This is a genomic window from Nocardioides acrostichi, from assembly GCF_015319165.1.
Taxonomy (GTDB): Bacteria; Actinomycetota; Actinomycetes; order Propionibacteriales; family Nocardioidaceae; genus Nocardioides; species Nocardioides acrostichi.
Window position 1 is genome coordinate 330,165 of the sequence record NZ_JADIVZ010000002.1, and the last position, 16,218, is coordinate 346,382.

General features: G+C 72.9%; 18 protein-coding genes. 7 read left to right on the top strand and 11 right to left on the bottom strand.

The annotated features are described in order from the left end of the window. Window positions 1-26: 26 nt before the first annotated feature. Both ISG29_RS06430 and ISG29_RS06435 read right to left on the bottom strand, forming a co-directional pair. The gene (locus tag ISG29_RS06430) at window positions 27-791 is read right to left on the bottom strand and encodes a septum formation family protein (protein WP_194502551.1); all 765 of its coding nucleotides are present in this window, start codon (window positions 789-791) and stop codon (window positions 27-29) included. 80 nt (window positions 792-871) lie between these two features. Beyond that, window positions 872-1,348 (bottom strand): DUF2867 domain-containing protein, encoded by a 477-nt coding sequence (locus ISG29_RS06435; protein WP_194502552.1) that lies wholly within the window; start codon window positions 1,346-1,348, stop codon window positions 872-874. A gap of 83 nt (window positions 1,349-1,431) precedes the next feature. Here ISG29_RS06435 and fbaA point away from each other — a divergent pair, with 83 nt between their 5' ends. Further along, window positions 1,432-2,463 carry a class II fructose-bisphosphate aldolase gene (fbaA, locus tag ISG29_RS06440; RefSeq protein WP_194502553.1) on the top strand — a complete coding sequence of 344 codons (1,032 nt, stop codon included), beginning with the start codon at window positions 1,432-1,434 and terminating at the stop codon, window positions 2,461-2,463. A gap of 12 nt (window positions 2,464-2,475) precedes the next feature. Here the strand turns inward: fbaA and ISG29_RS06445 are convergent, their stop codons facing one another. Both ISG29_RS06445 and ISG29_RS06450 read right to left on the bottom strand, forming a co-directional pair. Continuing rightward, complete coding sequence (locus ISG29_RS06445; protein ID WP_194502554.1) at window positions 2,476-3,927, bottom strand: aldehyde dehydrogenase; 1,452 nt, start codon at window positions 3,925-3,927, stop codon at window positions 2,476-2,478. Between the two features lie 42 nt (window positions 3,928-3,969). After that, the gene (locus ISG29_RS06450; RefSeq protein WP_194502555.1) at window positions 3,970-4,722 is read right to left on the bottom strand and encodes an IclR family transcriptional regulator; all 753 of its coding nucleotides are present in this window, start codon (window positions 4,720-4,722) and stop codon (window positions 3,970-3,972) included. Window positions 4,723-4,813: 91 nt separating this feature from the next. Here ISG29_RS06450 and ISG29_RS06455 point away from each other — a divergent pair, with 91 nt between their 5' ends. From ISG29_RS06455 to ISG29_RS06465, 3 genes are read left to right on the top strand one after another with little or no spacing between them, the layout of a single operon-like run. Continuing rightward, window positions 4,814-5,872, top strand: a complete 1,059-nt coding sequence (locus ISG29_RS06455) for an aromatic ring-hydroxylating dioxygenase subunit alpha (RefSeq protein WP_194502556.1) — start codon at window positions 4,814-4,816, stop codon at window positions 5,870-5,872. Continuing rightward, window positions 5,869-6,084, top strand: coding sequence for a hypothetical protein (locus ISG29_RS06460; RefSeq protein WP_194502868.1), 216 nt, complete (start codon window positions 5,869-5,871; stop codon window positions 6,082-6,084). The genes ISG29_RS06455 and ISG29_RS06460 overlap by 4 nt, the downstream gene beginning before the upstream one ends. Then, complete coding sequence (locus tag ISG29_RS06465; protein ID WP_194502557.1) at window positions 6,081-7,037, top strand: PDR/VanB family oxidoreductase; 957 nt, start codon at window positions 6,081-6,083, stop codon at window positions 7,035-7,037. Before ISG29_RS06460 ends, ISG29_RS06465 begins: the two co-directional genes overlap by 4 nt. 77 nt (window positions 7,038-7,114) lie before the next feature. Here ISG29_RS06465 and ISG29_RS06470 read toward each other — a convergent pair whose 3' ends face one another. The 7 genes from ISG29_RS06470 to pcaH are packed head-to-tail and all read right to left on the bottom strand — an operon-like array spanning window position 7,115 to window position 13,603. Beyond that, window positions 7,115-7,768, bottom strand: a complete 654-nt coding sequence (locus ISG29_RS06470) for a 3-oxoacid CoA-transferase subunit B (protein WP_194502558.1) — start codon at window positions 7,766-7,768, stop codon at window positions 7,115-7,117. Continuing rightward, window positions 7,765-8,424 (bottom strand): 3-oxoacid CoA-transferase subunit A, encoded by a 660-nt coding sequence (locus tag ISG29_RS06475; RefSeq protein WP_194502559.1) that lies wholly within the window; start codon window positions 8,422-8,424, stop codon window positions 7,765-7,767. The genes ISG29_RS06470 and ISG29_RS06475 overlap by 4 nt, the downstream gene beginning before the upstream one ends. Further along, window positions 8,424-9,671: a thiolase family protein gene (locus tag ISG29_RS06480; RefSeq protein ID WP_194502560.1), complete on the bottom strand. Its 1,248-nt coding sequence runs from the start codon at window positions 9,669-9,671 to the stop codon at window positions 8,424-8,426. Before ISG29_RS06480 ends, ISG29_RS06475 begins: the two co-directional genes overlap by 1 nt. After that, window positions 9,668-10,981 carry a bifunctional 3-oxoadipate enol-lactonase/4-carboxymuconolactone decarboxylase PcaDC gene (pcaDC, locus tag ISG29_RS21930; RefSeq protein ID WP_194502561.1) on the bottom strand — a complete coding sequence of 438 codons (1,314 nt, stop codon included), beginning with the start codon at window positions 10,979-10,981 and terminating at the stop codon, window positions 9,668-9,670. The genes ISG29_RS06480 and pcaDC overlap by 4 nt, the downstream gene beginning before the upstream one ends. Then, the gene (locus ISG29_RS06490; RefSeq protein WP_207792816.1) at window positions 10,978-12,228 is read right to left on the bottom strand and encodes a lyase family protein; all 1,251 of its coding nucleotides are present in this window, start codon (window positions 12,226-12,228) and stop codon (window positions 10,978-10,980) included. Before ISG29_RS06490 ends, pcaDC begins: the two co-directional genes overlap by 4 nt. Further along, a complete protein-coding gene (pcaG, locus tag ISG29_RS06495) occupies window positions 12,225-12,827 on the bottom strand; it encodes a protocatechuate 3,4-dioxygenase subunit alpha (protein WP_194502562.1) in 603 nt (200 codons plus the stop codon). Before pcaG ends, ISG29_RS06490 begins: the two co-directional genes overlap by 4 nt. Continuing rightward, window positions 12,827-13,603, bottom strand: a complete 777-nt coding sequence (gene pcaH / locus ISG29_RS06500; protein WP_194502563.1) for a protocatechuate 3,4-dioxygenase subunit beta — start codon at window positions 13,601-13,603, stop codon at window positions 12,827-12,829. Before pcaH ends, pcaG begins: the two co-directional genes overlap by 1 nt. Before the next feature lie 104 nt (window positions 13,604-13,707). Here pcaH and ISG29_RS06505 point away from each other — a divergent pair, with 104 nt between their 5' ends. The 3 genes from ISG29_RS06505 to ISG29_RS06515 are packed head-to-tail and all read left to right on the top strand — an operon-like array spanning window position 13,708 to window position 16,200. Further along, window positions 13,708-14,919 carry a 4-hydroxybenzoate 3-monooxygenase gene (locus tag ISG29_RS06505; protein WP_194502564.1) on the top strand — a complete coding sequence of 404 codons (1,212 nt, stop codon included), beginning with the start codon at window positions 13,708-13,710 and terminating at the stop codon, window positions 14,917-14,919. 46 nt (window positions 14,920-14,965) lie between these two features. Next, window positions 14,966-15,718, top strand: coding sequence for an IclR family transcriptional regulator (locus ISG29_RS06510; protein ID WP_194502565.1), 753 nt, complete (start codon window positions 14,966-14,968; stop codon window positions 15,716-15,718). Between the two features lie 47 nt (window positions 15,719-15,765). Beyond that, complete coding sequence (locus ISG29_RS06515) at window positions 15,766-16,200, top strand: DUF3151 domain-containing protein (protein ID WP_194502566.1); 435 nt, start codon at window positions 15,766-15,768, stop codon at window positions 16,198-16,200. Window positions 16,201-16,218: the final 18 nt, after the last annotated feature.

Sequence of the window (16,218 nt, forward strand, 5' to 3'; positions counted from 1 at the left end):
GCCCCTGGGAAGAAGGCCTCGTCTTCTCAGTCCTTGGAGTAGCAGACGATCACGTAGGTGTGGTGGCCCCGATAGTGCTGCGACCACACGTAGCTGTTGCCCTTCACCCGCGAGGGGCAACCCTTCTTGGCCTTGCGCTCCAGCTGTTTCTGTCCCTTGGCCTGGTTGTCGGAGACCTTCTTGGCGTAGAAGGCGCCGGTGTGCTTCCAGGCGTGGGGCGCGCTGCACAGCGTGTAGGCGTACTTGCTGGTGACGCAGCGGCCGACGCTGTTCGGGATAGCCCGCTTGGTGACCTTCGCGTAGGCCTTGGTCTTGACCGTCACCAGCTTCTGGCCGGCAGTCAGGGACTCGTCGCAGCGGATCCAGCGTGCGCCGGCGTCCTGCTGCTCCTGGCTCGGGGCGAACCACCACCCGGTGAGAAGCGAACGGGTGAACCGAAGCGGGTCGGTGCCGCTGAACTCCTGCCAGGCAGGGCCGCAGGCTTCGCCTACAGCAGCCTTGACCTTGGCGGGCTGGTCCCACGAGACGCCGTCGGGCAGCGTGCCGAGCGCGACGATCTTGGTGGTGTGCCGGGTGGTGCAGTCGTAGGTCGCGTCGGGTGCGGAGTACTGGGTGGCCTCGTCGAAGGTCATCCGGCTGCAGGTGCCCACGGTGGGGGCGCCGGCCATGGGGTCGGGGTCGGCCGGCGGGTCGTCGGCGCGAGCGGCGGACGGCGTGAGGGCGACGAGCAGGGAGATCAACAGCGCGGTGAGCCCGAGCGCCGGAGCGAGCCGGTGGGTGGTGGGAGACATCGAGAACCTTCTGAGAAAGGGCTGAGACGTGCAGAACGTAAAGTCGATCGGCCCGCGCTGTCCACCCGGCGACCGACTCGTCACCGGATCGTTGCCAGATCAGCCAGGAGCCGCCGCTGGGTCAGCTCGATGACCACCTCGCGCGCCGGGAGATCGGCGAGGAGGTAGCCCAGCCCGAGCAACCCGCGCGGGTCGAGCGTGACCGTCTGCTCGAGCCGGCACCCGGCGTCCTCCTGGCGCACGCGGGTGTGCAGCCGGACGGTGCCGGGCGCACGGACGTCGGCACGCAGCACCAGGCCGAGGTCGACGTCCGCCTCCTCGACCTGCCAGAAGCCGGCCGTGTCGCCCGGCTCGAGGAGCGGTCGATCGGGTGCGGGCCAGCGTCGCCCCGCCCCTCCGACCAGGCGATCCAGCACGCCGCGCACGACGAACGGCGCCGCGTCGAGGTACCAGTGAGCGCCCGGTCCTGCCCCGGCCACGATCGACCACGCCTCGTCAGGCGAGGCGGTCGCCAGGGTGCTGCGGCTGCTGGTCGTCCAGGTGGGGCATCGGTCCATACCCCCAGCCTGACAGCCGCGGTTAGGGTGACCCCGAGCCACCGGACCGGCTCCACCGCAGCAGCGCGCCCCGAGGAGAAGCAGTGCCCATCGCCACCCCCGAGAAGTACGCCGAGATGCTCGACGCCGCGAAGGGCAACGCCTACGCGTTCCCCGCGATCAACGTGTCGTCGTCCCAGACCCTCAACGCGGCACTGAAGGGCTTCGCCGACGCCGGCTCCGACGGCATCATCCAGATCTCCACGGGCGGCGCGGAGTACCTCTCCGGCCCCAGCATCAAGGACATGGTGTCGGGCTCCGTGGCCTTCGCCGCCTACGCCGCCGAGGTCGCCAAGAGCTACCCGGTGAACATCGCGCTGCACACCGACCACTGCCCAGAGGACAAGCTCGACGGGTTCGTGCGCCCGCTGCTCGCACTCTCGGCCGAGCGCGTGAAGAACGGTCAGGCGCCGCTGTTCCAGTCGCACATGTGGGACGGCTCGGCCGTGCCGCTCGACAAGAACCTCTCCATCGCCTCGGAGCTGCTCGAGAAGTGCATCGCCGCCAAGATCGTGCTCGAGATCGAGGTGGGCGTCGTCGGCGGCGAGGAGGACGGCGTCGAGAACGAGATCAACGAGAAGCTGTACTCCACCCCCGAGGACGCCATCGCCACCGCCAAGGCGCTCGGCTACGGCGACCGCGGCTACTACATGACCGCGCTGACCTTCGGCAACGTGCACGGCGTCTACAAGCCGGGCAACGTGAAGCTGCGCCCCGAGGTGCTCAGGGCTGCCCAGGAGGCCGTCGTCGGCGAGTTCGGCCTCGACGCCGGCTCCAAGCCCTTCCATCTCGTCTTCCACGGCGGCTCGGGCTCCTCGGCGCAGGAGATCTCCGACGCCGTCGACTACGGCGTGGTGAAGATGAACGTCGACACCGACACCCAGTACGCCTTCACCCGCCCCGTCGCCGACCACATGTTCAGCAACTACGACGGCGTGCTCAAGGTCGACGGCGAGGTCGGCAACAAGAAGGCCTACGACCCGCGCGCGTGGGGCAAGGCCGCCGAGGCGGGCATGGCGGCGCGCGTCGTCGAGGCCTGCGAGAACCTGCGCTCGGCGGGCGCGACGCTGGGCTGACGCCCAGGGCGGTCAGAACGGGTAGTGCCGCTGCCCGGTCTGCACGGTGATCCAGCGCAGGTCGGTGAACTCGTGCACGCCGGCGAGACCGCCGAACCGCCCCCAACCCGACGCCTTCACGCCGCCGAAGGGCATCTGCGGCTCGTCGTGCACGGTGGGCCCGTTGACATGGCAGATGCCGGACTCGATGCGGCCGGCCACCTCCAGTGCGCGGGCGGCGTCTGCGCCGAACACCGCGGCCGAGAGGCCGTAGGAGGTGTCGTTGGCGGCCTCGATGGCCTCCTCGACGCCGCGCACGCGGCGGATCGACTTCACCGGGCCGAAGGACTCCTCGCTCCAGATCCGCATCGCGGGGGTGACGCCGTCGAGCAAGGTGGCAGGCATCAGGGTGGAGGTGACCCGCTCGCCGGCGACGAGCGTGGCGCCGTGAGCGAGAGCGTCGTCGAGCAGTTCGTTGCAGCGCTCGACCGTGGAGTCGTCGATGACCGAGCCCAGCACGACCTGACCCGACGGGTCGCCGTACGGCAGGCCCGTGGCCTTGGCGGCCAGACGTCGTACGAACTCGTCGGCGACCGCTTCGTCGACGATGATCCGCTCGGTCGACATGCAGATCTGGCCGGAGTTGGCGAAGGCGCCGAAGGCAGCGCCGTCGACCGCGTCGTCGAGGTCGGCGTCGTCGAGCACCACCAGGGGTGCCTTGCCGCCGAGCTCGAGCACGCACGGGGTCAGGTGCTCACCGCAGAGCCGGCCGATGATCCGGCCGACCGCCGTCGAGCCGGTGAAGTTGACCCGGCGGACGGCGGGGTGGGAGATCATCGCCTCCACCACGGCCGGCGCGTCGTCGGCTGAGTGGCTCACGAAGTTGACGACGCCGTCGGGCAGACCCGCCTCCAGCAGTGCGTCGACGACGAGCCGGTGGATGCGGGGGCACTTCTCGCTCGCCTTGAACACCACGGTGTTGCCGACGGCCAGCGGGGTGGCCAGGGCGCGAACCCCCAGGATCACGGGCGCGTTCCACGGGGCCATGCCGAGCACCACGCCCGCAGGTTGGCGCACGGCCATGGCGAGGCTTCCGGGCACGTTGGAGGGGATCGTCTCACCGTGCACCTGGGTCGTCAGCGCAGCCGCCTCGCGCAGCATGCCGGCGGCCAGGTCTACGTTGAAGTGGCCCCAGTACCCCGGGGCGCCGGTCTCGGCGAGGGTGGCCGCCGCGAACTGGTCCGCCTTCGCCTCCAGCGTCGCGGCGGCGGCGTCGAGCAGCGCGCGGCGCTCGGCTGGGCTCGTCTGCGACCACGCCGGGAAGGCTGCGGCAGCGGCCTCGACCGCGGCGATCGCGTCCTCCGCACCGGCGGCCGCGGCGCGGGTCGCCACCTCGTGCGAGACCGGGTTGTGCCGCTCGAAGGTGTGGCCGCCGGTGGCCTCGGCGTCGAGGCCGCCGATGGACAACAGCACGGTGTCGGTCATGGTCTCGCCTGCGCTCTCTCCCGTGTGATCGGGCTCACGAGCCTACGGGGTGTGGGCACGCGAGATCGCCCGCGCGGTCGCGCGGACGGCCGGGGCGACCGCCGCGACGCTGAGCGGACCGTCGTTGTGCATCACCACCGAGACCGCCGCGACCACCTGCTCGCCGTCGCGCACGGGGGCGGCCACGGAGACGGCGTCGTCGGTGACCTGGCCCTCGGAGACCGCGATGCCGGTGCGGCGGATCTCGGCGAGCTGGGCGCGCAGGCGCACGGGGTCGGTGATCGTCTGGGCGGTCCAGCGTCGCAGGGGTGCGTCGAACACCTGGTCCTGCACGCTGGCGGGCGCATGGGCGAGCAGGACCAGTCCGACGCCGGTGGCGTGCAGGGCGAAGCGACCGCCCACGCGGGTCAGCACGCGCACCGAACCGCGTCCGGTGAGCCGCTCCAGCCAGACCACCTCGAGTCCCTCGCGGACGGCGAGCTGCACGTTCTCGTGTGTGGCCTCGTAGAGATCCTCCATCGCCGGGAGGGCGGCCTCGCGCAGGGGCAACGCCCGGGGTGCGTGGGCGGCGACCTCCCAGAGGCGAAGTCCGACCCGCCAGCGGCCACCGGTGCTGCGCTCGAGGGCGCCCCAGGCCGCGAGATCGCGGGCGATGCGGTGCGTCGTGGTCAAGGAGAGGTCCGCGGCGCGGGCGAGCTCGGAGAGGGTGAGCGCGGTGTGGCCCGCGCCGAAGGCGCCGAGCACGTCCATGGTGCGGGTGCTGAGCGAACGCGAACCGTCGGAGCTGCGCGGCATGAAAACTCTTCCGTTAGTCGGAAACAGTGTGTCGGTCGCCACAGCCTCTTGTCGAGCATCGGGCCACACCGTCTCGTCGAGGAGGAGACCCATGACCCAGCCCACGCCGCCGTGGCCGATGAACCAGTGGTACGTCGCTGCCTACTCCAGCGACATCGAGGCCGAGCTCTTCGGGCGCACGATCTGCGGTGAGCCGCTGGTCTTCTACCGCACCGTCGAGGGTGAGGTCGTGGCGTTGGCGGACCGCTGCGTGCACCGCCGGTTCCCGCTCTCGAAGAGCCAGCTGGTCGACGACCAGGTGATCTGCGGCTACCACGGCTTCACCTACGACCGCACCGGCACGTGCGTGGCCGCGCCGGGCCAGAAGCGGATCCCGCGCAGCGCCCGGGTGCCGTCGTGGCCGGTCGCGGAGCAGGACTCGCTGGTGTGGGTGTGGATCGGTGACCCCGAGCGGGCCGACACCGACCGGCTGCCGCGCGCGCCGTGGCTCGACCACGCCGACTACACGACCGTGCGCGGCATGGAGTCGTTGGCGGCCGGCTACGAGCTGCTCGTCGACAACCTCCTCGACCTCTCGCACGAGACCTACCTGCACGGCGGTCACATCGGCACCCCGGAGGTGGCCGAGACCCCCATCACGACCGAGGTCGACGAGGACGCTCACATCGTCTACGTGAGTCGGCACATGGACGACGCGGCGTGCCCGCCGTTCTACGCCCGCTCGACCGGCATCGAAGGGCGCATCACCCGCTGGCAGGACATCGAGTACCACCCGCCGTGCCTCTACCTGCTGCACTCGCGGATCGCGCCGGTCGGCACGCCCGACCCCGTCGAGGGCCGGCCCGACGACCAGGCCTTCCGCGTCGAGGTCGTCTACGCGATCACGCCCGAGACCGAGCGCTCCACCCACGACTTCTGGATGGTGGCGCGCGACTTCGCGCTCGAGGACACCGAGGTCTCGCGGTTCCTGGCCGAGTCGAACCGCACGGTGGTGCTGCAAGACGTCGAGGCGCTCGACGTCCTCCAGGTGGTGGTCGAGTCGGAGAAGGAGAACTACCAGGAGCTGAGCATCAACATCGACACCGGAGGCCTGGCTGCGCGGCGGATGCTGAAGAGGCAGCGAGAGGCCGGCGCCCTGGTGGAGGCATGAGGACGGCGAGCGCCTCGGTGCGCGCCGACCTCCCGGCGCCGCACCGGATGCTGCGCGGCGAGCGCGTCTACCGCGTGGTCTGGAAGCTGCACACCGACGTGCTGGTCGGGTACTGCTGGTGCGGGGAGTCGCAGGAGGCCGAGGATCCGATCGAGCTGTGGACCTGGCTGCTCGACCACCCGGACACCCACGAGGAGGGGGATCGCTCGTGACCGAGGTCGAGCTGAAGCTGCGGGTCGTGGCGACCGACCACCCGGCCGAGGGAGTCCGCCGACTCGTGCTGACCGATGCCGAGGGTGGTGACCTGCCGGCCTGGGAGCCGGGCGCCCACGTCGAGCTCACGCTCGGCGAGGGTCTGGTGCGCCAGTACTCGTTGTGCGGCGACCCGGCCGACCGGTCCCGATGGCAGATCGCGGTGCTGCGCGAGCGGCACGGGCGCGGCGGCTCGGCCTTCGTGCACGACGGGTTGGCCGCCGACGACGTCGTGTCGGCGCGCGGCCCGCGGCAGCAGTTCGCGTGGGAGCCGTCGCGGAGTCACCTCTTCCTCGCCGGCGGCATCGGCATCACGCCGTTGGTCCCGATGCTCGCCGCGGCCGAGGCTGCCGGGGTGCCCTGGGTGCTGCACTACGGCGGGCGCTCGCGGGCGAGCATGGCCTTCGCCGACGAACTCGCCGGCCGCTACGGCGACGCCAAGGTCGTCGTCCACCCCGAGGACGAAGAGGGCCTGCTCGACCTCGGGCGCATCGTCGGTCCACCCCGCGACGGCCTGCGGGTGCACGCATGCGGGCCGGCGTCGATGCTCGCCGCGGTCGAGCAGGCGTGCGCGAGCTTCCCCGCCGGCACCCTCGCGGTCGAGCGCTTCGTCGCCCGCGAGGACGCCGCCGCGCCCGGCGGGGCCTTCGAGGTCGAGCTCACCTCCGACGGACGCGTGCTCGCCGTCGGCACCGAGGAGTCGATCCTCGACGTGCTCGAGCGCGCCGGCGTCGACATCTTGTCGTCGTGCCGCGAAGGCACCTGCGGCACCTGCGAGACCGACTTGGTGGAGGGCCTCGTGGAGCACCGCGACAGCATCCTCACCCCCGCCGAGCAGGAGGCCATGGACGTCTTGTTCGTGTGCTGCTCGCGCGCGGCGGCCGGGTGCTCCCGGTTGGTGATCGATCGTTAGGGCGAGTCGGCGGCGAACCGCACGGCGACGCGTGTCTCACCGCTACGCGCGAGCAGCCGTCCCCGGGCCCGCGGCGCTCACGCGAACCGCAACGGCACCTCGACCAGCGCCTCGAGCTCGCCTCGCGCGACGCCGTGCAGCGACGTGACGGTCACGGCGCCCTCGGCGAGGTCGAAGGTGGCGACGTCGGTGTAGACGCGGTCGACGCAGGCGACGCCGGTGAGCGGGTAGGCGCACGAGGGCACGAGCTTGGGAGCGCCCTCGCGCGTGCGCAACGTCATCATCACCCACACGCTGCGGGCGCCGACCGCGAGGTCCATGGCGCCGCCCACGGCGGGGATGGCGTCGTCGGCACCGGTGTGCCAGTTGGCCAGATCGCCCGTCGCGGAGACCTGGAAGGCGCCGAGCACGCAGACGTCGAGGTGGCCGCCGCGCATCATCGCGAACGAGTCGGCGTGGTGGAAGTACGAGGCCCCGGGCAGCTCGGTGACGGGCACCTTGCCGGCGTTGATGAGGTCGGGGTCGATCTCGTCGCCGTGGGCGGCCGGGCCCATGTGCAGCATGCCGTTCTCGGTGTGCAGCACCACGCCGCCGTCGTCGCGGAGGTGGTCGGCCACGAGCGTCGGCTGACCGATGCCCAGGTTGACGTATGCGCCGGCCGGGATGTCGGCCGCGATGGCCGCGGCGAGCTCGTCCTTCGAGCGGGGCGCGTCGGTGATCCGCAGGCTCATGCCGACACCACCCGGTCGACGTAGATGCCCGGGGTGACGACGGCCTCCGGGTCGAGACCGCCGGGCGCGACCACCTCGCCGACCTCGGCGATCGTGCACCGGGCGGCCGTGGCCATGACGGGTCCGAAGTTGCGGGCGGTCTTGCGGTAGACGAGGTTGCCGGCGTGGTCCGCCGCGTGCGCCTTGATGAAGGCGATGTCGCCGGGCAGTGGCTTCTCGAGCAGGTAGGTCGTGCCGTCGATCTCGCGCGTCTCCTTGCCCTCGGCCAGCAGCGTGCCGACGCCCGTGCGGCAGTAGAACCCGCCGATGCCCGCGCCGGCGGCACGCATGCGCTCGGCGAGCGTGCCCTGGGGCACCACCTCGAGCTCGATCTCGCCGGCCCGGTAGAGCCGATCGAAGACGTGGGAGTCGTGCTGACGCGGGAAGGAGCAGATCATCCGCCGCACCCGCCCAGCGTCGAGCAGCGCAGCCAGCCCCGTGTCGCCGTTGCCGGCGTTGTTCGAGACCACGGTGAGGTCGCGCGCCCCCTGCCGGATCAGCGCGTCGATCAGCCGTGTCGGCATGCCGGCCAGACCGAACCCGCCGATGAGCACGGTCGAGCCATCGCGGACGTCGGCCACCGCCTCGTCGTGGTCGGCGCACACCTGCACGCCCATCAGCCGGCCCGCCCCGTGCCGGCGCCGGTGCCCGTGCCGGTCCCCGCGCCGGCCTCGGTGTCGAGGTTCTCGACGACGACCGCCAGCGCCTGGCCGACCCCGATGCAGATCGCGGCCACGCCCCAGCGCTGGCGCTCCTCGCGCAGTCGCTGCACCACGGTGCCGAGGATCCGCGCCCCGGAGGCGCCGAGCGGGTGGCCGAGCGCAATCGCCCCGCCGCGCGCGTTGACCAGCTCGGGGTCCAGACCGTCCTTGGCCCAGGCGTCGACGCAGGCCAGCGACTGCACCGCGAAGGCCTCGTTGAGCTCGACCGCCCCGACGTCGCTCCAGTCGACGCCCGCGCGGGCCAGCGCCCGGTGGGCGGCCTCGACGGGAGCGAAGCCGAACAGCTGCGGGTCGCACGCGCTCGCCCCGCGGCCGGCGATCCGGGCCAGGGGGTCCAGGCCGTAGCGCGATGCCGCGGCCTCGCTGCCCAGCAGCACCGTCGCCGCGCCGTCGGAGAGCGGGCTGGCGTTGCCCGCCGTGATGGTGCCGTCGCGACGGAAGACGGGCGTGAGGCCCGCGAGCCTCTCCGGCGTCGTGCCCGGCCGGATGCCCTCGTCGCGCGACAGCTCGGCGCCCTCGACCGGCACCACGAGGTCGTCGTAGAACCCGTCGTCCCACGCCTGGTCGGCGAGTCGATGCGAGCGGGCCGAGAACTCGTCCTGTCGCTCGCGGGAGATGCCGTACAGCTCGCCGAGCTGCTCGTTGGCCTCGCCCAGCGAGACGGTCCACTCCGCGGGCATCCGGTCGTTGACCAGCCGCCACCCGAGCGTCGTCGACACGGCGGTGAGGTCGCCCGCGGGGAACGCCTTCTCGCTCTTGGGCAGCACCCACGGCGCGCGGGTCATGGACTCCACGCCACCGGTCACGACCACCTCGGCGTCACCGGCCTCGATCGCCCGAGAGCCCTGGATGGCCGCCTCCAGCGAGGAGCCGCAGAGCCGGTTCACGGTGACGCCCGGCACGGTGGTCGGCACCCCGGCCAGGAGCAGCGCCATCCGAGCGACGTTGCGGTTGTCCTCGCCGGCGCCGTTGGCGTCGCCCCACACGATGTCGTCGATGCGCTCGCGGTCGAGCCCGGGCACGCGGTCGAGGGCGGCTCCCAGCGACGCGGCCGCCAGGTCGTCGGGGCGCACGCCCGAGAGGGCGCCGCCGAACCTGCCGAAGGGCGTGCGGACGGCGGTGTAGACGAAGGCGTGGCTCATGAGGGTTCCTCGAGGGTCTGGGCCGGGGCGTCGACGTCGCCCAGATCGACCAGCACCTGCTGAGCGATCCTGAAGGCGGTGTTGGCGTCGGGCACGCCGCAGTAGATCGCGGTCTGCAACAGCAGCTCCTCGATCTCCGCGACGGTGACGCCGTTGCGGCGCGCGGCGCGCACGTGCATGGCCAGCTCCTCGTGGTGCCCGCGGGCCACCAGCGCGGTCAGGGTGATGAGCGACCGGGAGCGGCGGTCGAGGCCGGGGCGGGTCCAGATCGACCCCCACGCGTACTCGGTGATGAGGGCCTGGAAGTCGCGGGTGAAGCCGGTCGTGCGGCCAGCGGCCCGGTCCACGTGCTCGTCGCCGAGCACCTCGCGGCGCACCGTCATGCCGGCCTCCCGCACCTGGGCCACGCTCAGCGTGTCGCGCTCGCTGGGCCGGTTCTGGCCGGACTGGCGCTCGTGAGGCTGGTCGAGAGGCTGGTCGAGAGGCTGGTCGAAGGGGAGGCCCAGGGCGTGGTTGCGCACCAGTCGTGCCACCTCGGCAGGCTGCTCGGCCGGCGGCAGGTGGGCGGCGTCGGCGAGCTCGACGTAGGAGGCCTCGCGCACGCCCTCGGCGATCGCGCGCAGCCCGGCCGGGGGCGTGACCAGATCGTCGGCGCCGGCCACGGCGAGCACGGGCGCGACGATCTCGCCGAGCCGCTCTCTCACGTCGAAGCTGCCGAGCGCGGAGCAGACGGCGGCGTAGCCGAGGTCGCCGGCATCGGCGAGGGCGTGCAGCAGCGCCGAGCCGGTGGCGCCGTCGCGCTCGAGGAAGCCGGGCGCGAACCACCGCTCGGCCGAGGTCGAGACGAGAGCGGGAGTGCCCGAGGCGAGCACGGTCTCGACGCGTTCGGCCCACGACTCCGGGGTGCCGATGCGCGCCCCGGTGGCGAGCAGCACGGCCGACCGCACGCGCGCGGGTGCGTCGAGCAGCAACTGCAGGCCGACGCAGCCGCCCACGGAGTCGCCGGCGTAGTCGAAGCTCGCCGGCGGCGCCCCCGGCCGGGTGTCGGCCAGCACGTCGACCGCGTCGAGGACATCGCGGGCCAGGGCGGCCATGCTCAGCGTGGGCGGCCCCGAGGCGACGTCGTGGTCGGCGTAGGCGCCGTGGTGGGTGCCGTGCCCTGGCAGGTCGAAACCGACCACCTGGAAGTCTCCGGCGAGACGTGCCGCCACGTCTCCCCACAGGGACCGTGCCGAGGTGCCCAGCGAGGGGCCCAGCACGAGCAGGGGCAGGTGGGGCCGTCCGCCGAGACGGACCAGGGTGACGGTCATGAGGGCACCTCCGGTGCGGTCGCTCGGTCGAGGATCTGGGCGCAGGCGTGCTCGGCCAGACCCAGGTAGCCCTCCGCGCCGCCGGGGGAGCGGCCGACCAGCCCCGCCATCACGCGCTGCTCGGAGTCGACCCCCGCGGTGGCGTCGAGGTGAGCGCGCATGACGTCGGGATGGATCTCGAGGGAGCCCACCAAGGCGGTGGCCAACTCGGCTCCCGCCGCCACCTGCCGGGCGAGGTCGGCGAGCACGGCCGCCTCGGCATGCCACGCGCCCGGCGCGCGCTGGGAGGCCTGCTGACCGGCGGCGACGTGCAGGGTCGAGGCCAGCCCGGGAGCCGTCAGTGCGAGCCTGCGCAGCAGCGTGGCGCGCACCGGGTTGGACTTGTGCGGCATGGTCGAGCTGCCACCGCCGTCGGCCTCGGTGACCTCGCCGACGTCGGTCGAGCCGAGTAGGAGCACGTCGCCGGCCAGCAGCCCCCACGCATCGGCACAACGTACGAGGGCGTCGCCGGCCCGGGTGATCGGGGTGCGCACCGTGTGCCACGGCGTCACCAGCCTCAGCTCGAGCGCATCGGCGGCGTGGGCGAGCACCGCGGCAGCGCGGTCTCGCTCGCCCGCGCAGAGCTCCAGGAGCGCGGCCGAGGTGCCGACCGCTCCGCCCGCCTGGATCGGCCAGCCGCGTCGGGTCGCGGCGGCGAGGTCGTCGGCGGCGTCGAGCACCGCGGCCAGCCAGCCGGAGGCGACGAGGCCGAAGGTGGTGGGCGTGGCCGCCTGGGTCAGGGTGCGCCCGAGCATCGGCGTCGAGACGTGGGCGCGTACCAGGTGGGCGAGCGAGGCCACCTGCTCGTCGAGCGCTCGGGCGATGCGAGCCGCGGCCTCGCGCAGGCAGAGCACGAGCGCGGTGTCGACGACGTCTTGACTGGTCAACCCGCGATGCAGCCAGCGAGCCGCCTCGACCTCGCCCCGCGACTCGGCGCGCTCGCGCAGCAGGGCGACCAGCCCGCTCACCGGGGTGCCGGTCGCGACGGCCGCCTGCGCCAGCGTCGCGACGTCGCCGGCACCGGCCAGGGAGGTCACCTCGACCCGGGCCGCGGCGGGCGCGACGCCCGCAGTCACCAAGGCGTCGAGCCACGCCTGTTCGACGTCGAGCATGGCGCGCAGCAGCGCGGCCGACGACATCAGGTCGCCGGCCAGGTGGTCGCCGGGTCGAAGCAGCGAGGACGCCGCAGCAGCGGCTTCGTGCGTCATCGGCCACCGGCGCGGGGGTCTCGTGGCCAGCAGAGGAACACGGTCTCGCCCTCCCCTTGGAGTCGTACGTCGAATCGGTAGCCCGGGTCGTCGGCGGCCATCACCAGCGTGGCACGCCGATCGGCGGCGACGCCGTCGAGCACGCCGTCGCCGCTGGTGCCGTCGACCGGCGTGCCCGGCAGGTAGGCCCGGGTCAGCAGCCGGTCGAGCAGGCCGCGGGCGAAGACCGCCAGCGAGACGTAGGCCACCGCGCCGCCACGAGGGGTGACCGGGGGCAGTGTGGTGAAGGACCACCAGCCCTCCTCGTCGGTGGCGCAGCGGCCGAAGCCGGTGAAGGTGTGGCCGTCGCGGCGCAGACTGCCCGGTGCGGTGGCCGGACGCCCGTCGGCACCGGCCTGCCACAGTTCGACGAGCGCGTCGGGCACGGGCGCGCCCTCGCCGTCGAGCACGCGTCCGGCGAGGCGGACGGCGCCCGCGTCGCCGGGTGCCACCAGATGCCGGTCGCCGGGCCAGGGCAGGGCATCGTGGAAGAAGGGGCCGACGGTCTGGCCGACGGTGGGCACGAGGCCGGACCCGCTCTGGGTCGTCGGCTGGGTCATCAGGTCTCCTCGGCAGGGGTGCGGTGGGCGCCCGTGAGCACGATGTCCCACCGGTATCCCATGAGGAACTCCGGCTCGGAGAGGTCGTGCGCGTAGGAGGCGACCAACCGGTCGCGGTCGCCCCGGTCGGCGATGCCCTGGTAGATCGGGTCGAGGGGGAGCAGCGGGTCGCCCGGGAAGTACATCTGCGTCACGATCCGCTGCACGAACTCGGTGCCGAAGAGCGAGAAGTGGATGTGGGCCGGCCGCCAGGCGTTGAGGTGGTTGCGCCAGGGGTAGGGCCCGGGCTTGATCGTGGTGAAGGAGTAGTGGCCCGCCTCGTCGGTGAGGCAGCGGCCCATGCCCGTGAAGTGCGGGTCGAGAGGCGCGGGGTGCTGGTCGCGCTGATGGATGTAGCGGCCGCCGGCGTTGGCCTGCCACACCTCCACCAGTTGGCCGCGCACCGGTCGGCCGTCGCCGTCGAGGACTCGCCCGGTCACCCGGATCCGTTCGCCGATCGGCTCGCCCTGCGGATGGATGGTGAGGTCGGACTCGACCGCGGCGACGTCGCGGTGGGAGAAGACCGGCGACCACATCTCCAGCCCCTCGGGGTCGGCTGGGTGCAAGGCCTTGGTCGGATGCCGCAGGACGGTGGAGCGGTAGGGGGCGTAGTCCAGGCGGGTGGCGCCTCGGAGTCCGGCCGGGTCACGGTCCTCGCCGGCCGTCGAGTCGAGCGCGAGGGAGGCGATCTCGTCGTCGATCTGCGCCTGGCTGCACGCGGGGGAGGTGCCGGTCATGGACGCCAACCTAGAACCCCGCTCGGCGATGCTTCCACGGTCCGTTTCCGCTGAGCGGAAGAGAAGGGCTCCCGTTGCACACGCCGGCGGCCTAGCGTGCGCCCATGCCCGCGCAGCCTGCACACTCCCTCTCCGTCCCGGTCGTGATCGTCGGCGGAGGTCCCGCGGGTCTGCTGCTCTCGCACCTGCTGGCCAGCGAGGGAGTCGAGTCGCTGGTGCTGGAGTCGCGCAGCCGCGCCCGGATCGAGGCCACGCACCGCGCTGGCATCCTCGAGCAGGGCAGCGTGCGGCTGCTCGCCGAGACCGGCGTCTCCGACCGCGTGCACCGCGACGGCCACGAGCACCGGGGCATCAACCTGCGCGTGGGGGGAGTCTCGCACCGCATCGACTTCCAGCGGCTCGCCGGTGCCTCGACCTGGCTCTACCCGCAGACCGAGGTCTTCGTCGACCTGGCCGACGCTCGGGAGCGCGACGGCGGCGAGGTGCTCTTCGAGGTCACCGACACCGAGGTCGACGGCCTCGCCACGCCCACCCCTCGGGTGCGCTTCACCCAGGGCGGGGAGGCCCGCGAGGTGACCTGCGAGGTGGTCGTCGGCGCCGACGGATCCCGCAGCATGTGCCGCGACCTGGTGCCCAAGGGTGAGCGCCGGCGCTTCGGCCGCACCTACCCGTTCGCCTGGTTCGGGATCCTCGCCGAGGCCCCGATGTCGTCGCAGGAATTGATCTACACCCACTCCGAGCGCGGTTTCGCGCTGATCAGCTCGCGCACCGAGACCCTCCAACGGATGTACTTCCAGTGCGACCCGAACGCGAACCCCGACACGTGGGCCGACGAGGCGATCTGGGCCGAGCTCCAGGCGCGGGTGAGTGGTCACGACGGGCTCGAGCTGGCCGAGGGCCCGATCGTCGAGCGCAGCGTGCTGCCCTTCCGCAGCTTCGTCCAGGAGCCGATGCGCCACGGCCGCCTCGTGCTGGCGGGCGACGCCGCGCACACCGTGCCGCCCACCGGCGCCAAGGGCCTCAACCTCGCGCTGCGCGACGTCGAGATCCTGGCCCAGGAGCTGCCCCGCGCGCTGCGCCAGGGCGGCGCCATGCCGGCGTTGGACGACTACTCCGCGCGGGCCCTGGCGCGGGTGTGGAAGGCGCAGCACTTCTCCTACTGGATGACCACCATGCTGCACCGCCCCGACGGCGACCCCGAGCAGGTGGACTTCGACGTGCGCCGCTCAATCGGTGAGATCGAGACGCTCGTCGACTCCGAGGCCGGCCGGCGCTACCTCGCCGAGGGCTACACCGGGTGGCCCACCACCCCCTGAGCCGCGGCGACGCGCCGGGCGGCGGTGCAGTGGGAGCATTCGGGTCATGGCAGGTGGCAGCACACGACCGGGCGTCAGCGTCACCCGCCGTGCGCTGGACCTGCTCGGGGCCTTCGACGCCGACCACCGCTCGCTGTCGTTGAGCGAGCTCGCCCAGCGGGCCGGGTTGCCGCTCACGACCACTCATCGTCTGGTGGGCGAGCTGGTCGACTGGGGCGCCCTGCGTCGTCTCGACGACGCCGGCTACGTCGTCGGCCGCCGGCTGTGGGACGTCGGGCTCCTGGCCCCGGTCGACGACGACCTCGTCGACCTCGCCTCGCCGCACCTGCACGACCTGTTCGCCGTGACCCGGGCGACGGTGCACCTCGCGGTGCGCGAGGACACCGAGGCGCTCTACGTCTCGCGGCTGCGCGGCAATGCCTCGGTGCCCGTGGTCAGCACGGTCGGTTCCCGGCTCCCGCTGCACGCGACGGGCGTCGGCAAGGTGCTGCTCGCCCACGCGCCGGACGACGTGGCGGCGCGGGTGCTGGGCTCGTTGACCCGCGTGACGGCGTACACCGTGGTGCAGCCCGGGGTGTTGGAGCGCCAGCTCACGCGGGTGCGCCGCGACGGCTTCGCGACGACCGCCGAGGAGATGAGTCTGGGCGCCTGCTCACTCGCCGTGCCGGTGCGCGGACCCGACGACGAGGTGGTGGCCGCGCTCGGCATGGTGGTGCCACGGATCGGCCGCGATCGGTCCCGCCTGGTCGGGGCCCTGCAACTGACCGGGCGCAGCATCTCGCGCTCGCTCGCACGCTGAACCGGCCACGCGAGCAGCGGCCCGCACCCTCCGGCACAATGACAGCCATGACTCAGATCGGACGCGACCTGATGGCCGGCCCCCCGCCCGTGCACCTGCCCCCGGACCCCGCTCAGGAGCGGTTGTCGGCCGGTGTCGACCGACGCGAGGTGGCCCGCATCTTCCCGGCCTCGCCGTTCGCGTGGGCCGCGATGGCCGGCCAGTCGGCCGAGGGCGAGACCGACGACCCCATCACCGTCTATGCCTACGCGCGCGTCGGCTACCACCGCTCGCTGGACATGCTGCGACGCAGCGGCTGGAAGGGGCACGGACCCGTGCCCTGGTCGCACGAGCCCAACCGCGGCTTCCTCATGTGCCTGGCCCTGCTCGCTCTCGCCGCCCGCGACATCGGCGAGACCGACGAGTGGGAGCGGTGCTCCACCTTCCTCGCCGAGACCAGCCCCGAGGCCTATCAGGCGCTGCTCGGCGGTCTCGAGGGCTGACCCGCGAGAGGCGCGCCG

Excerpts from the sequence above, each read along its gene's own strand:
- ISG29_RS06430 (WP_194502551.1), bottom strand. The coding sequence starts at position 791 with ATGTCTCCCACCACCCACCGGCTCGCTCCGGCGCTCGGGCTCACCGCG.
- pcaDC (WP_194502561.1), bottom strand. The coding sequence starts at position 10,981 with ATGACCGTCACCCTGGTCCGTCTCGGCGGACGGCCCCACCTGCCCCTG.
- ISG29_RS06510 (WP_194502565.1), top strand. The coding sequence starts at position 14,966 with ATGGCAGGTGGCAGCACACGACCGGGCGTCAGCGTCACCCGCCGTGCG.
- pcaH (WP_194502563.1), bottom strand. The coding sequence starts at position 13,603 with ATGACCGGCACCTCCCCCGCGTGCAGCCAGGCGCAGATCGACGACGAG.
- ISG29_RS06505 (WP_194502564.1), top strand. The coding sequence starts at position 13,708 with ATGCCCGCGCAGCCTGCACACTCCCTCTCCGTCCCGGTCGTGATCGTC.
- ISG29_RS06480 (WP_194502560.1), bottom strand. The coding sequence starts at position 9,671 with ATGAGCCACGCCTTCGTCTACACCGCCGTCCGCACGCCCTTCGGCAGG.
- ISG29_RS06455 (WP_194502556.1), top strand. The coding sequence starts at position 4,814 with ATGACCCAGCCCACGCCGCCGTGGCCGATGAACCAGTGGTACGTCGCT.
- ISG29_RS06445 (WP_194502554.1), bottom strand. The coding sequence starts at position 3,927 with ATGACCGACACCGTGCTGTTGTCCATCGGCGGCCTCGACGCCGAGGCC.
- ISG29_RS06470 (WP_194502558.1), bottom strand. The coding sequence starts at position 7,768 with ATGAGCCTGCGGATCACCGACGCGCCCCGCTCGAAGGACGAGCTCGCC.
- ISG29_RS06490 (WP_207792816.1), bottom strand. The coding sequence starts at position 12,228 with ATGACGCACGAAGCCGCTGCTGCGGCGTCCTCGCTGCTTCGACCCGGC.
- pcaG (WP_194502562.1), bottom strand. The coding sequence starts at position 12,827 with ATGACCCAGCCGACGACCCAGAGCGGGTCCGGCCTCGTGCCCACCGTC.
- ISG29_RS06460 (WP_194502868.1), top strand. The coding sequence starts at position 5,869 with ATGAGGACGGCGAGCGCCTCGGTGCGCGCCGACCTCCCGGCGCCGCAC.
- ISG29_RS06475 (WP_194502559.1), bottom strand. The coding sequence starts at position 8,424 with ATGGGCGTGCAGGTGTGCGCCGACCACGACGAGGCGGTGGCCGACGTC.
- ISG29_RS06515 (WP_194502566.1), top strand. The coding sequence starts at position 15,766 with ATGACTCAGATCGGACGCGACCTGATGGCCGGCCCCCCGCCCGTGCAC.
- ISG29_RS06435 (WP_194502552.1), bottom strand. The coding sequence starts at position 1,348 with ATGGACCGATGCCCCACCTGGACGACCAGCAGCCGCAGCACCCTGGCG.
- ISG29_RS06450 (WP_194502555.1), bottom strand. The coding sequence starts at position 4,722 with ATGCCGCGCAGCTCCGACGGTTCGCGTTCGCTCAGCACCCGCACCATG.